Below are 13729 nucleotides of genomic sequence, written 5' to 3'. Positions count from 1 at the left end.
TTCTTTTCTAATAATCATATTCATTCATAAATGCTTTATTTGACAGATAGGAAGCCGCCTGCATACAATACTTGATATCTGTTAGATTATCATAATACTCATCAATATGATTCAGGCTAAGACAACGTTCGTTGACAGATAACTTTTTCCATTCCCGGCGGGCACGGCCGATATTGGTTTTAGGCTTCCGGGTAATCTCATGAAATTTTTCCCAAAACGCATCGAAAGTGATGCCGTCAGCTTCGGCACGGATGCTCTCGCGGCGTTTCTGCCCGACCAGCAGATCGTAGTCGGGTATACGGATATGAGTGATATACGGATTAACCACCCTTTCAATAATACCTTCATCATACATCTTATTAAAAAAATACCGTGTGCGGCTACGTTTCCACCCAAATAGTTCTGCCCAGTGGGCAATGGAGATTACAGATTCACCCCGCCGGCATTGAAAGGTGTAATGGTGGATGTGGCACTCTACAGTGCTATAATTGACATGGGTTAATACCAGAATAAACGCGTCAAAATAACCCGTTGCACCTTTAGTCACTTTTATTTGCTCCTCGAATAAGACTTTAGGGAAGAGGAGATATCCCTTTTTTAGCATTTCTGCTGTAGATTTAATCATGCTTCATATTATTTTAATTCGCTGCGAAGGTAGCCTGGTCGGTTGAGTTGTACAATTTTCAGGTTATAAATGGCTAAATATTGTAATTTTGGCTCATGTAACGATTGCTCTGATTGTGTGCCAATATTTTGAACCTTCCAGAACGCCCTCCTGCATTCTCTTTAAACGCCCTGCTAAAGGGGGAAGCCGACTTGCTATTTCTGCACTTCGACCACCCCTTAGTCCATTAATATATAAATAAGAAAAGAATGTATTAAAATACATTATATCTTTTTCTTCATTTTCGGGACAGCGAGATATGAATTCTTTTTTATCATTTCAGATACTAATGAAGGCATTCCCCAGAACCTTACAATAATGGCAATTTGCTGCGGAGTGAGTGTCGTAGTATGCGGGGTGAATCCCGCTTCCGTGAGTTGGGACAGTAATACCGCATGTTCTTTGATGGTCCGGCGGAATGCTTTCACCGCTGAACAATTATACTGATAGTTGGGGAAATAAGCTACTGCCACCTCGGACAGTACGTGGCAACCGTGAAGCAGCCAGTCAAAAGATTGATTATCCATTGTTTAAAATATTTTAGTACGCCGCAAAAATACAACTCATTTCATTGGATGGAAAAACCGTTTTTCTGACACTGGTAATTTAAATGTGAAATAAGTACGAATATTTTTAAATAAAAATCTAATTATTTAAACAATCTTCTCTATATTTGCATTCGAAATTAGATTTTATATGGCGATTTTGTCGATTAATAATCAGTAATGTAAAACCATTTATATATAACTAAATTTTATAATGTTGAAAGGAATAGGTCTAATAAAAGATCGTTTACAACGAAAGCGGGAGCAATACATCCATCAGAGAGAGAAAATGGAACAAATGAAGTGTACAATGCAAAACACCAGTGAGGAAATTGAGCAACTGGAATATGTGCTTAGTGAGATGGAGCATATAGCGGATGCAAATCGTGCGCCACGAGTGATTCCCAATGCCCGGGTGGAAGAGGTGTTTGCATATCTATGCCGGGTGTTTGAGTTTTTGCAGCACCGTTTAAAACTGCATTTCAAATATAAATTGGCATGCGAAGTCATCTTTGCCCGCTATCAGTTTAAAAGTCGGTTGCATACTCCCGGACGGGAATATTTAAGCTTTGCCACTATACTGACTTACTTTAAACGTGAAAGAGGAATGGCGTATGGGTGATTTCAAAAATATTGAAATATAGAGATAATAGTGTGAAAAACAAATGTTTTAGGAACAGAAATGACGGATTTGATATTTTTTCCTTATTTTTGTGTGTCCATTTTTGAATGATATGATACAGATAATACGATTAAAAGGAAAAGACAAACATTTATATCGGCTTTTAGCGCCGATGGTGATGGATCCCGAAGTGATACGCGCAAACAATAATTACCCTTTCAAGACGGGCGAAGAGTATGTGTGGTTCATTGCGATTGAAGATAAAGAAGTGGTGGGCTTTGTCCCCGTGGAACAGAAAAACCGGAAGAAAGCTGTAATCAATAATTATTACGTGAAGGCAGAAGGCACCGTACGGGAGGAAATCCTGTCGCATCTGTTGCCTGCCATTGTTGCGGAGTTCGGACCCCAGAGTTGGTTACTCAATTCGGTCACACTGGTACAAGATAAAGAAACATTTGAAAAGTTTGAATTTGTATCCATGGACAAGAAGTGGACACGGTATGTTAAAATGTATAGATGACTTATGGCGAAAAAGAAAATATTAGGCACAAAGAATGTATATGAACTAGCACAAGAACGACTGAAAGTTATATTTAATGAATTCGATAATATATATGTGTCATTTTCCGGAGGTAAGGATAGTGGGGTATTGCTGAATATGTGCATCGATTATATCCGGAAGAATAATTTGAAGATACGTTTGGGAGTTTTTCACATGGATTATGAAATCCAGTATAAAATGACTATTGACTATGTAGACCGGATGCTGGAGGCCAATAAGGATATTTTGGATGTATACCGGGTATGCATCCCTTTCCGTGTGGCTACCTGCACCTCGATGTATCAATCTTTTTGGCGTCCGTGGGAGGACAGCAAAAAGAATATATGGGTTCGTTCCATGCCTAAAAAAGCAATGACCAAAGAAGATTTTCCTTTTTATAATACAACCATGTGGGATTATGAATTTCAGATGCGTTTTGCGCAATGGATACATAATAAAAATGATGCAGTGCGCACTTGTTGTCTGATCGGGATTCGTACACAGGAAAGTTTCAATCGGTGGAGATGTATCTATATGAGCCGTAAATTCCAGATGTATCATAAATACAAATGGACTTCAAAAGTGGGGAATGATATTTACAATGCCTACCCTATTTATGACTGGAAGACAACGGATGTATGGACTGCCAATGGAAAATTCCAGTGGGATTATAATGTTTTATACGATCTTTATTATCGTGCCGGAGTCAATCTGGAGCGTCAGCGTGTAGCAAGTCCCTTTATTAATGAGGCACAAGAGAGTTTACAGCTTTACCGGGTGCTTGATCCCAATACCTGGGGGAAAATGGTGGGAAGGGTGAACGGTGTGAACTTTACCGGTATGTATGGTGGTACTCATGCAATGGGATGGCAGTCGGTGAAACTTCCCGAAGGATATACATGGCGCGAGTTTATGTATTTTTTGTTGTCCACTCTGCCGGAGCGGGCGAGGAAGAATTATCTCCGGAAACTTTCGGTGAGTGTGAATTTCTGGCGGACAAAAGGCGGATGTCTAAGTGATGCCACTATCCAAAAGCTGATTGATGCGAAAGTGCCGATCATCGTTATGGACAATAGCAACTACAAAACATTGAAGAAACCGGTGCGTATGGAATATCAGGATGATATTGATATTCCGGAGTTCAAGGAAATACCCACGTATAAGCGGATGTGTGTCTGTATCCTCAAGAATGACCATGCTTGCAAATACATGGGATTCTCACCGACAAAAGAGGAGATGAGTAAAAGAAGTCAAGTTATGGAACAATATAGAATCATAGTATCATGAGTGTAGATAAAAGCCCTGTTTACGAGGTAAAAGCGGTACCCGTAGAAAAAGTATGTGCGAACGATTATAATCCGAATGTCGTAGCACCACCCGAAATGAAGTTGCTGGAACTTTCTATTTGGGAAGATGGTTTTACGATGCCTTGTGTATGTTATTATGATAAGGAGGCGGACAATTATATCCTGGTAGATGGTTACCATCGTTATACGGTATTGAAAACTTCCCAACGAATCTATAAGCGTGAAAACGGTTTATTGCCGATTGTGGTGATAGACAAGGACCTGTCTAACCGTATGAGTTCGACAATCCGGCACAACCGTGCCCGCGGAATGCATAACATTGAATTGATGTGCAACATCGTTGCAGAGCTTGACAAGGCAGGTATGTCCGATCAATGGATTATGAAAAATATCGGTATGGATCGTGATGAATTGTTGCGCCTGAAACAAATTTCAGGACTTGCCGATCTGTTTGCCAATCGCGAATTCAGTATTCCTGATGAGGTGGCTCCTACGGAAACAGAACGCAAAAGCTTATAATCTGATAGCTATATATATACAGAAATTGGACATTTTGTCATTTAGGCACAAATTATACAAGTTATTAAGCTGTTTTATTGTATAAAATGGTCGTTTATCTTGCTTAATTTGTGCCTGAATTATATCTAAATGACATAAAAAACTATTAGCATATCTTGTTAGTGCAGTTTCAATAAGCGAAACTGTTTTCTTTAAAAAGGTACGCATATCGCAAAAAATACTTTCCATCAACATTCTTCTTTTATAATGCGTAACCCCTTCGACTGTAAATAGCATTAATAGTCTTACTTCTGGAATCTGATTATCTGTATCAGAAATGAATACAATTTTGTATCTCCTTTAATATTCCGAAATTTGCAATATGAGATTTGGATAAAATTTGATATCGCCAAGAATGAGGTGTTTAAGAGGTGTTTAATAAGGTAATGAGAGAGAGTAAGAGATATATAACTGTTTTTTTCTATTTGATTCTTCTTCTATTTATGGTTGGGTGTGAGCATGATGTAAGCACAATGGGCCAAGAGAATGAAGAGGAAGTACTGAAAGAAAAAGTGCAAATAGAGATTTTTGCCAGGGCAAAATCGTACTCTTTGCCTCCAACCAGAGCTTTGGAAAGTGAGGTCGGTAAAACTCCATGGATACTGGTCTTTAAGGGACAGGGGACAGGAGCCACCTTTATAGAAGCTGTACAGGCTTTTGAAATGATAAGCAAGCGATATGTGTTATTGACTGGACAGCCTGCTGGTAACAAATACCAATTACTAATACTTGCTAATCCGTTGGATCAGTTCTATTATGGAAATGCATCTACGGGATATGATTTTAACCAGGCAGCTTTGCTTTCCAAGTTAACTCCGGGAGTGACTACTTATGGGGAAGCTTGTAGCAAGTTACTGACTAAACCATTGGATAGTAATCCGCTTACTACTATACCGTATAGTGGTGATGAAGAGACGATTCCGATGAGTTACCGATTGGAAGTGGATCAAATAGACAATACCACGAAGATAGCCAATACTGATGGAAGTTCATTATTGCTTACCCGTGTGGTTGCTAAGATTGTCATTGTCAATAAAGCATCTAACTTTATTTTGAAAGGAGTGACTGCTGTCATGAATGTACCCCGGCAGGGTGAATTGCATGATGCTGATGGAGCATTAATGAATAATACAGCCAATCTGACAGAGTACCAATATGATGCTGCTTACTCACTTCCTTTGATAAAAGCGGAAACGATTGCAACTGACGTGCAGAGTACAGAGAAATTCCCCATATATATGTACGAGTCCGATGTGCAGAATAATACATATCTTATTATTCAGGGTACTTATGACAATAAAGACTATTATTATAAGATGTCACTGCTCAATAGTAGCCTGCAGGCGATGGATATAGAGCGTAATCATTCATACACATTTACGATTAACAGAGCTAAAGGACCCGGCTACGATACGGTAAGTGATGCGAAGATTGCGAAGCCGTCTAATACTGGTCTTGATTTTGAGATTATGGTAGATGATAGTGAATCTTATGAGATCCTGGCCAATAATGACTATTATCTGGGTGTGAGCAACTCGGTTTTTATAGCCTATTACAGTGGTGAAAATGTGAAGGATTATGATGCCTTTAGTGTGATTACTGACTGTACGAAGGATTTTCCGGATGCTCGGACAATAACAGATAATAAACAGGAAGTATCAGGAGCCTTTCAGCTAAGCGGACCATTTAAAGTGCCGATAGTAACTTCCAATGGAACAAATCCGGTAATAACACCGGTAACAGTTGGAGTCACTAACCAGTTGATGGGTTATGAAGAGGGAATTGATGATAAGAAAAATGCGTATATAACATTAAAACTTGGAAACTTGGAAAAAAAAGTTCATATCAGACAAAGAAAAGCGATTTCCGCAGGAGGAAGCACGCTTAAGTTTATGCCTACTAATAATACCGATCCGGTAGTAAGCGAAATAAACTATTTCTGTCTTACTGGCCAGGTAGAAGAGGGGACTGACAATCCTAAGGAGTGGATTCGTTTATACTCTTCTGCAATGCCGGAAGGACATACAGGAGAAGATCATATTATCGTAGAAGACGGGAGAATATATGTTGAAGTGTTACCTAATACAAGCGCAACTCCCAGATCCGGCATTGTGCATCTAACTACCATGGCGTCTGTTGGTGGTGTTAGTGTAAACTCCGTGCAACGTATAAAATTAGATATTACTCAATTAGGGAAGTAAACATGGTGTTAATGAAGAAAGTAAGTTTACTCATTTTATTCATGCTCGGATGTATTCTTTCCGAGAGTAAGGCACAAAAAGTTGCTCTTAAAAGCAACCTTTTGTATGACGCTACCGCTACCATGAACTTAGGGCTGGAGTTGGGATTGGCACGTAAATGGACGCTGGATATCCCGGTCAACTATAATCCATGGAAACCTTCCGATGGCAAACGGTTGCGTCATTGGGGAATACAACCCGAAGTTCGTTATTGGTTTTGCGAACGCTTCCGCCGTACGTTTATCGGAATACACGGGCATTATGCGGATTTCAATGTGGGAGGGTGGCCTAATTGGTCTTTCATCAGCAAAAATATGCAAGAGAATCGCTATCAGGGACATTTATATGGAGGCGGTTTTTCAGTGGGACACTCTTGGATCTTGAAAAAACGATGGAGTATTGAAGCATCTGTTGGAGTGGGATATGCCCATATTGTATATGATAAATATCCCTGTACCACTTGCGGTACGAAGGAGAAAGAAAGTAGTAAGAATTACTTTGGACCTACTAAAGCAAGTGTGTCGCTTATTTATATAATTAAATAGAATGATGATGAAAAGAAATATAGGTTTTATCGTATGTATGTTAGTGGTTTGCAGCCTGAATATAAAGAATGTCATGGCACAATCCCGCTCTTATGAGGGCAACATTGCAGTGAAGCCGGTTCAACTGGAACAAAAAGGAAACTTTCTTCATATCAATATAGACTTTAGCTTGAATAATGTGAAGGTTAAATCGGCGCGCGGAGTGGATTTTATTCCTCAACTGGTATCTCCGGGACGTACTTTGAATCTTCCGAAGGTATCTATTAAAGGTCGTGATGAATATCTGGCTTATGAACGTGAACTTGCTGTGATGAGTGCCAAAGAGAAGAAGACCTATGAGAAGCCTTATGTGGTGGAAAAAGGAAGCAAATTGAGAAATGATACGATTCACTATCGATATGTGGTGCGTTTTGAACCTTGGATGGAAGATGCGCGTCTGGATGTGCAGCGTGATGAGTGTGGTTGTGGTGAAACAGCATTGATGGATGTGGAGCAGTTTGATAAGGTTACGTTGGAACGTGTATTGTTGCCATACGTGGTATCACCTCAATTGGCATATTTGCAACCAAAGGCTGAAGAGATCAAACGTCGTGATATACAGGCAGAGTGTTTCCTTGATTTTGAAGTGAATAAGGTGAACATACGTCCCGAATATATGAACAATCCTCAAGAGTTGGCTAAAATTCGTAAGATGATTGACGAATTGAAGTCTGATCCTAGTGTGAAGGTTAATCGTTTGGACATCATAGGCTATGCTTCTCCGGAAGGGACATTGGCAACTAACAAACGCTTGTCTGAAGGACGTGCCATGGCACTCCGGGAGTATCTGGCGTCCAGATATGACTTCCCAAGAAACCAATATTATATCATCTTTGGCGGTGAGAACTGGGAAGGTTTGGAAGAAGCGCTGAATACAATGGAAATGGAATATAAAGATGAAGTGCTGGACATTATAAGGAATATACCTATAGAGAAAGGAAGAGAGACCAAGTTGATGCAACTTCATGGGGGAGTGCCTTACCGGTATATGCTGAAATATATTTTTCCGAGTCTTCGTGTAGCTATCTGTAAAGTGAATTATGAGGTTAAGAATTTTAATATAGATGAAGCGAAAGAGGTCATTAAAAGCCGTCCGCAGAATTTAAGTCTGAATGAGATGTTTTTGGTAGCTAATACCTATCCGGTTGGTTCGCAAGATTTCATTGATATATTCGAGACGGCTGTCCGGCTCTATCCGAAAGATGAGATTGCTAATATGAATGCCGCTGCTGCCGCCTTGTCGCGTAATGACCTGTCTTCGGCAGAACGTTATCTGGGTATGGTATACTCGAATACTAATTTATCAGAATATAATAATGCCATCGGGGTACTAATGTTATTAAAAGGAGAATATGAGAAAGGAGAAAAGTATTTAAAAATAGCTGCCGGATCGGGTCTGGAAGCTGCCGGACATAATTTGGAAGAATTGGCTAGGAAGAGAACAAATGCAGCTGAAATTGAAAATAAAAATAGGGATAAATAAATTAATTACAAACGCTTTTATTAAATTGTAAAAAAACAATGAAGAAAAAAAACTTTTTTATGCTGGCACTTGCTGCTATTGCATTTGCAGCATGTAGTAATGAGGACATCGTTCCTGATGGGGAAAACGGGACTGATGTAACTAACTCTGATGGAGATGCATGGGTGGCTTTAAGTGTACAATCAACCAAAACACGTGCACTGAACAACCCCAATCAAGAAAATGGTACGCCCGATGAAAGTACGATTACTAAGGTTTATGCGGTTTTCTTTGATGGACATACTGATGCAAGTATCGTAACGAAAATTATAGATTTTGGAACAGAGGACATCAATAACCTGCCTAACAGAACAAATGCATTTAAAATACCTTCTAGCTCGGAGGCTGTATTGATTATTGCTAATCCGCAGAATCTGGGTCGGACCATTCAGGAAGGTGATACTTATGAGAATGTAAATAAGGTAATAACGCTTACGGCAGAAACCGAGGTGACTACTGGGGTAGCAAAATCAGGCGGATTTGTTATGACAAATGCTAAAGGTGACCTGGAACCTTCAAAAACGAATGGAGATCCGGAAGTATTGACTTTGTATAATACGCCAACAGCAGCAACAAGCTCTCCTCTGGCAATTAGAATTGACCGTATATCGGCAAAAGTGCGGGTATATGTGAAACCTGACAGTGGTGAAGAACTTAGTGAAACGGCAACTATAGACTCGGATGAAACAGAGTGGTATTTGAACGTGACGAACAAGAAATTCTATCCTGCATCAAAAAGAATGAAGACAGCCATGAATACATGGACTCCTTATGACCAGTATAGTCTCGGTTCGTACAGAATAGATCCGAATTTTGGGGTAGTCAATGACATTGGCGCATGGGATGATGATGATCAAACGGTGTATGCTGGCAACTATTTTTATGTGTCATCTGCTACTAAAAAAGAGGATATAGATTGGAATAAAGTAAATACGTCTGTTAAATACTGTCTTGAAAATACACAGAATCAAACTGATGCTGTAAACTTCAATGTACATGCCTATACAACGCAGGTATTACTGAAAGTAGGTTATGCTCCTACTACTATTACTAACGAGGATGGTTCAAAGGTGACTTTAGCTAACGGAACGGATTGGTTTAACATGAATGGTATATTCTATACTCAAGCTTCGATATTGACTTATATTGAAAAAGAATTGGTCGGTAAATATAAACATGGTAAACCGTCTGAATATGCTACGGATATCACAGATTCTTATAATGAGTATATAAACGCACTTCTTAATACCCAAGTAACGATTCCTGCTGATAAGGATGATGCTAAAACAGCAGAAGAAATGGCAGAGGAACTTACACTGGAGTTTAGCAATCTTGCTACCCAAATTTCAACAGCAAGTAAAGGGGGCAAGAATCTGAAAGGTGTTGAATACTATTCAGAAGGTATTTGTTACTATAAAGTCATGATTAAGCATGATGATAGTCCTACCATCATGAATAAGTTGGGTGAGTTTGGTGTCGTTCGTAACTCTGTTTATGATATTACTGTAAATAAAATAAATAATCCGGGATATCCAATCATCCCCGATCCGGATCCTAGTGCACCGGATGAAGAAGAAGACCGTTACTTGTCTATCAAGATTGAGGTTAATCCATGGACTTGGTACAGTCAAGTTGAACCACTATAATATGAAATTCATTGTTTTAATATAATTTGAGGTAAAGAGGGGACACTCTCTTTACCTTCAAAACAAACAATAAAAAATAGAAAACAAACAATAGAAAACTTTATAGTTTGATAGAATTAGAAGAATAGAAATATGAACCTAAAAAGCCTTGTACGCCATGTCACCTTCGGGATTCTCATCATTAGCTCCTGGATAATGACTTCTTGTGATAACTTTAATGAAGACTTGCCGGAATGCCGTTTGTTTGTAAAGTTCAAATATGACTATAATATGGAATTTGCAGACGCTTTCCATACACAGGTTGATAAAGTAGAGCTTTATGTGTTTAATAAGGACGGAAAGTTTTTATTTAAACAGGCAGAAGAAGGAAGTTCATTATCGACGGGAAATTATCTGATGGGGGTAGCATTGCCTGTAGGCGAGTATCAGTTTATGGCATGGGCAGGTGCACGTGATTCATACGATATTACTTCGTTAACTCCCGGTGTTTCTACAATTTCCGATCTAAGATTGCAATTGAAACGCGAAGAGTCTCTTATCATCAATAAAGAGTTGGAAACGCTTTGGTATGGTGAGATTATCGATGTAAACTTTACAGGAAAAAGTCATCAGACAGAGACGGTTAACCTGATAAGGGATACAAAACGGGTACGTTTTATATTCCAGGGTTATACCAATAACTGGGAACTCAACGTGGATGATTATGATTATGAGATTCGGGAATCCAATGGGTATCTGGGGCATGATAACTCTTTGTTGGAGGATGATATGCTTAGCTTCCAGCCTTATCGCAGAGATCAGGTGAATTCTGCTGCTGCTTCAGTAGACCTTAATACGATGCGATTGATGAAGGACCGGAAAACCCGGTTAGTGGTGACGGAGAAATCTTCTGCAAAAAAGGTATTCGATATTAATCTGATTGATTATCTTGCTATGACTAATATGGAGGATAAGAAAATCGGAATGCAGGAATATTTTGATCGCCAAAGTAACTATCATATCGTTTTCTTCATCTCTGATTCATGGCTTGCCATGAGAATCGTGATTAACGGATGGACTGTTTATTCGCAGACAGAAGGAGAATTGTAATATCAACAAATAGAGAGAAACCCCTGAAAGAATGCATAAGTATAGTAAGGGATAAAAAAAAGAACCGGCTAAGTTAATTAACTTAGCCGGTTCTTTTTTACAAGGTATCAATTATACTTTCTTGATTTTGTAGAAATATGATACGCTGTGATTCTCCGCTTTCCGAGATCAGAGTGGAGTGACGTTTCAAAGATAGAATCCAGTCACGTTGCATCTGACAGATATGCGGGCTTTGTGAATCCATAGAATTGATCGAATATATCCGCAATAGACTAATCTGGTAGTTCAGTTTTTCGATGTAGCTATAAGTCGCTTCGAAGTTTATATTGGATAAATAGAAATACACTTTCCGTCCTTCGCTGAATTCACCTTTACTTGATAACGTTTCTATATACGTCAGTAGTTGATATAGTTCTTCTTTCAGGTTCGCTACATCATTTGGGGTAATCATATGCAAACTGGCAAAGTACTTGATCTCATTGACGAAAGAATGGAAAATACTGGTGTCCCAGATAAAAAAGGTTTTAGGACATTGCTTCACGCTTTCACTCAACTTCTTATGCGCCTGCACGATTTTCTTCTCTACCTGCATATCCGCCAAAGAGTGTGGAGTCTTGATTTGTCCGTGCTGATAGATCCATCGGCTAAGACGAAACTTAGACAGATTCTCGAAGGAAGAATAAAGTGTAAAAGGTAAAAGGTTGGAAGCTGTATATATTTCCGTGCTATTATCTTCTTTTACAAAATCAAATATCTGTAGATAACGATTAAGTATTTCGTAATAGCTATCTATCGCATTAGAAGAATGATGCAGGTTGAGGTCGAAAGTCACCTTGTTAGAATGGTGATCGCCGACTACCTGATCGATAGAAATTCCCAATTTGTGAGATATGATGGCTACTTCTTCTATCGAAAAAGACACCTCACCTCGAAGTCTGCGGTATACAGCTTCTTTGCCCATACATAGGATATCCGCCAAATTACTGGCAAGATTTTGCCCTTTGGGAACCCTCTCTTTCATAACTGTTATTAATTCATTTAGAATACCATTTTTCATTGTCTGTTCCTCGCATTTAATATTAATAATCACTGTGATACATTTTATGCAAAATTAAGGCTTGTAAGTGAAAGATTAGTGTGGAAAAACGGCTATGAGTTATATGCTTATTTTCTGATTGGAAAGAAAATAAAAGAGCGGGGGCATATAATGAAAAAAAGTAGATAATGAGGTTATCTACTTTCATTTATTGTAATTCTATAATTTATTTGCTTCTGTTTTACGAAAAAATGGAAATTAAAGAGTATCAATGATTTCCCGTTGTTGTTTAAAGAAATGGATACGTTGCATTTCACCACTTTCGGATATCAGGGTAGAGAATTTCTTTAATGACTGAATCCATTCTTTTAAACTATGGAATATCTCATGGTCCAGGGTAGTCAAAGAATTGATGGAATAAATGCGTATCAGACTAAGCTGTAGCGAATTGGTTTCCACGTAACTGTATGTTGCCTCAAAATTGATGTGAGACACATAGATACGGACTGTATTGCCATCTTTGGTTTTTCCTCGCATAGCGAGTTCTTCCAATTCGTCTGTAAGTAGAAACAACTCTTCTTTAATCTGCATTTTCGCTTCATCCGAAATGAGATGAACATCAGAGAAGTATTGGATATCATTGATAAGATGCTGGAAAATCATGCTGTCCCAGATATAATCTATGGAATGAATATGACGGGTCATATCCACATAGTCTTTCTGGATATTGAGTAATTTTACCGGAATCTCCAGTTCATCGAAATTGTTGCACTGAATATATTTGTTTTGATACATCCATTTGAAAAAACGGAATTTTGCCAAAAGGTCATATTTCAGATAGAAAGTCTGGGGGATAATATTAGAAGAAGTCCCCATGGTAGACTCCGGATCATCCTGCATCGTATTGATCAATGATGCATATTTATATAAGATATTATAGTAACTTTCAAACGGATCATCATAATCTACGATGTTTATGTCGAACATTGCATTCGATTTGAAGCTGGTTCCTATAATCTTATCCAACGATATGCCAAGTTTCCTTGAAACAAGGGCTGCTTCCTGTAGTGTGAAAGGTACCTCGCCGCGTAATCTTCTATATACGGCTTCTTTGCCTATGTATAGTGTATCCATTAGTATATCTGCCAGTTTACCTTTTGCCGGAAGCTTTTCTTTCATCGCCTCTATCAGGTTTGTATTAGGGTCATTTATCGTCATAATAGTCTAAATAAAATGTACTTTTGTATTATAAACATTTCACTGTGGCAAGTTGTTTCGGAATTTGAAACTATTTAAATCTTCTTTTTTTTAAAATATCCTCTCCGAAAATTGTTTATTTTAAGCAAATCGGTTACATTTGTGTCCATAAACAAAA

General features: G+C 38.6%; 13 protein-coding genes. 9 read left to right on the top strand and 4 right to left on the bottom strand.

The window, feature by feature from the left end; all coding sequences use genetic code 11:
- Nucleotides 1-7: 7 nt before the first annotated feature.
- Nucleotides 8-625: a hypothetical protein gene (locus AAHJ11_RS00800; RefSeq protein WP_148367197.1), complete on the bottom strand. Its 618-nt coding sequence runs from the start codon at nucleotides 623-625 to the stop codon at nucleotides 8-10.
- A gap of 263 nt (nucleotides 626-888) precedes the next feature.
- The gene (locus tag AAHJ11_RS00795) at nucleotides 889-1191 is read right to left on the bottom strand and encodes a DUF4248 domain-containing protein (RefSeq protein ID WP_148367195.1); all 303 of its coding nucleotides are present in this window, start codon (nucleotides 1189-1191) and stop codon (nucleotides 889-891) included.
- Between the two features lie 232 nt (nucleotides 1192-1423).
- Between AAHJ11_RS00795 and AAHJ11_RS00790 the strand changes: the two genes are divergently transcribed.
- The 9 genes from AAHJ11_RS00790 (at nucleotide 1424) to AAHJ11_RS00750 (ending at nucleotide 11318) form a co-directional block, all read left to right on the top strand.
- Nucleotides 1424-1831, top strand: a complete 408-nt coding sequence (locus tag AAHJ11_RS00790; protein WP_148367194.1) for a hypothetical protein — start codon at nucleotides 1424-1426, stop codon at nucleotides 1829-1831.
- 112 nt (nucleotides 1832-1943) lie between these two features.
- Nucleotides 1944-2351 (top strand): hypothetical protein, encoded by a 408-nt coding sequence (locus AAHJ11_RS00785; RefSeq protein WP_148367191.1) that lies wholly within the window; start codon nucleotides 1944-1946, stop codon nucleotides 2349-2351.
- A 3-nt stretch (nucleotides 2352-2354) separates the two neighbouring features.
- The gene (locus AAHJ11_RS00780) at nucleotides 2355-3659 is read left to right on the top strand and encodes a DUF3440 domain-containing protein (RefSeq protein ID WP_148367189.1); all 1305 of its coding nucleotides are present in this window, start codon (nucleotides 2355-2357) and stop codon (nucleotides 3657-3659) included.
- Nucleotides 3656-4198 carry an IbrB-like domain-containing protein gene (locus tag AAHJ11_RS00775; protein WP_148367187.1) on the top strand — a complete coding sequence of 181 codons (543 nt, stop codon included), beginning with the start codon at nucleotides 3656-3658 and terminating at the stop codon, nucleotides 4196-4198. Before AAHJ11_RS00780 ends, AAHJ11_RS00775 begins: the two co-directional genes overlap by 4 nt.
- A gap of 425 nt (nucleotides 4199-4623) precedes the next feature.
- Complete coding sequence (locus tag AAHJ11_RS00770; protein ID WP_367742863.1) at nucleotides 4624-6438, top strand: DUF4906 domain-containing protein; 1815 nt, start codon at nucleotides 4624-4626, stop codon at nucleotides 6436-6438.
- Nucleotides 6439-6449: 11 nt separating this feature from the next.
- Nucleotides 6450-7022: a DUF3575 domain-containing protein gene (locus AAHJ11_RS00765; RefSeq protein ID WP_148367183.1), complete on the top strand. Its 573-nt coding sequence runs from the start codon at nucleotides 6450-6452 to the stop codon at nucleotides 7020-7022.
- Nucleotides 7023-7026: 4 nt separating this feature from the next.
- Nucleotides 7027-8544, top strand: coding sequence for a DUF3868 domain-containing protein (locus AAHJ11_RS00760; RefSeq protein ID WP_367745412.1), 1518 nt, complete (start codon nucleotides 7027-7029; stop codon nucleotides 8542-8544).
- Between the two features lie 38 nt (nucleotides 8545-8582).
- A complete protein-coding gene (locus AAHJ11_RS00755) occupies nucleotides 8583-10229 on the top strand; it encodes an Mfa1 family fimbria major subunit (protein WP_148367181.1) in 1647 nt (548 codons plus the stop codon).
- Between the two features lie 132 nt (nucleotides 10230-10361).
- Nucleotides 10362-11318: a FimB/Mfa2 family fimbrial subunit gene (locus AAHJ11_RS00750; RefSeq protein WP_413578919.1), complete on the top strand. Its 957-nt coding sequence runs from the start codon at nucleotides 10362-10364 to the stop codon at nucleotides 11316-11318.
- Between the two features lie 97 nt (nucleotides 11319-11415).
- Here AAHJ11_RS00750 and AAHJ11_RS00745 read toward each other — a convergent pair whose 3' ends face one another.
- The gene (locus tag AAHJ11_RS00745; RefSeq protein WP_320978484.1) at nucleotides 11416-12375 is read right to left on the bottom strand and encodes a hypothetical protein; all 960 of its coding nucleotides are present in this window, start codon (nucleotides 12373-12375) and stop codon (nucleotides 11416-11418) included.
- A 237-nt stretch (nucleotides 12376-12612) separates the two neighbouring features.
- Nucleotides 12613-13572, bottom strand: coding sequence for a hypothetical protein (locus tag AAHJ11_RS00740; RefSeq protein ID WP_148367177.1), 960 nt, complete (start codon nucleotides 13570-13572; stop codon nucleotides 12613-12615).
- Between the last annotated feature and the right edge of the window lie 157 nt (nucleotides 13573-13729).

It is taken from the genome of Bacteroides sp. 90-K9/2 (assembly GCF_047310725.1).
In the GTDB taxonomy this organism is placed as follows: Bacteria; Bacteroidota; Bacteroidia; order Bacteroidales; family Bacteroidaceae; genus Bacteroides; species Bacteroides vicugnae.
Note: the sequence above shows the minus strand (reverse complement) of the source record. Positions and strands in the feature narration are given on the sequence as shown.

What these genes read in the sequence shown, in the direction of transcription:
- AAHJ11_RS00800 (WP_148367197.1), bottom strand. Translation starts at nt 625, where the DNA reads ATGATTAAATCTACAGCAGAAATGCTAAAAAAGGGATATCTCCTCTTC.
- AAHJ11_RS00795 (WP_148367195.1), bottom strand. Translation starts at nt 1,191, where the DNA reads ATGGATAATCAATCTTTTGACTGGCTGCTTCACGGTTGCCACGTACTG.
- AAHJ11_RS00790 (WP_148367194.1), top strand. Translation starts at nt 1,424, where the DNA reads ATGTTGAAAGGAATAGGTCTAATAAAAGATCGTTTACAACGAAAGCGG.
- AAHJ11_RS00785 (WP_148367191.1), top strand. Translation starts at nt 1,944, where the DNA reads ATGATACAGATAATACGATTAAAAGGAAAAGACAAACATTTATATCGG.
- AAHJ11_RS00780 (WP_148367189.1), top strand. Translation starts at nt 2,355, where the DNA reads ATGGCGAAAAAGAAAATATTAGGCACAAAGAATGTATATGAACTAGCA.
- AAHJ11_RS00775 (WP_148367187.1), top strand. Translation starts at nt 3,656, where the DNA reads ATGAGTGTAGATAAAAGCCCTGTTTACGAGGTAAAAGCGGTACCCGTA.
- AAHJ11_RS00770 (WP_367742863.1), top strand. Translation starts at nt 4,624, where the DNA reads ATGAGAGAGAGTAAGAGATATATAACTGTTTTTTTCTATTTGATTCTT.
- AAHJ11_RS00765 (WP_148367183.1), top strand. Translation starts at nt 6,450, where the DNA reads ATGAAGAAAGTAAGTTTACTCATTTTATTCATGCTCGGATGTATTCTT.
- AAHJ11_RS00760 (WP_367745412.1), top strand. Translation starts at nt 7,027, where the DNA reads ATGATGAAAAGAAATATAGGTTTTATCGTATGTATGTTAGTGGTTTGC.
- AAHJ11_RS00755 (WP_148367181.1), top strand. Translation starts at nt 8,583, where the DNA reads ATGAAGAAAAAAAACTTTTTTATGCTGGCACTTGCTGCTATTGCATTT.
- AAHJ11_RS00750 (WP_413578919.1), top strand. Translation starts at nt 10,362, where the DNA reads ATGAACCTAAAAAGCCTTGTACGCCATGTCACCTTCGGGATTCTCATC.
- AAHJ11_RS00745 (WP_320978484.1), bottom strand. Translation starts at nt 12,375, where the DNA reads ATGAAAAATGGTATTCTAAATGAATTAATAACAGTTATGAAAGAGAGG.
- AAHJ11_RS00740 (WP_148367177.1), bottom strand. Translation starts at nt 13,572, where the DNA reads ATGACGATAAATGACCCTAATACAAACCTGATAGAGGCGATGAAAGAA.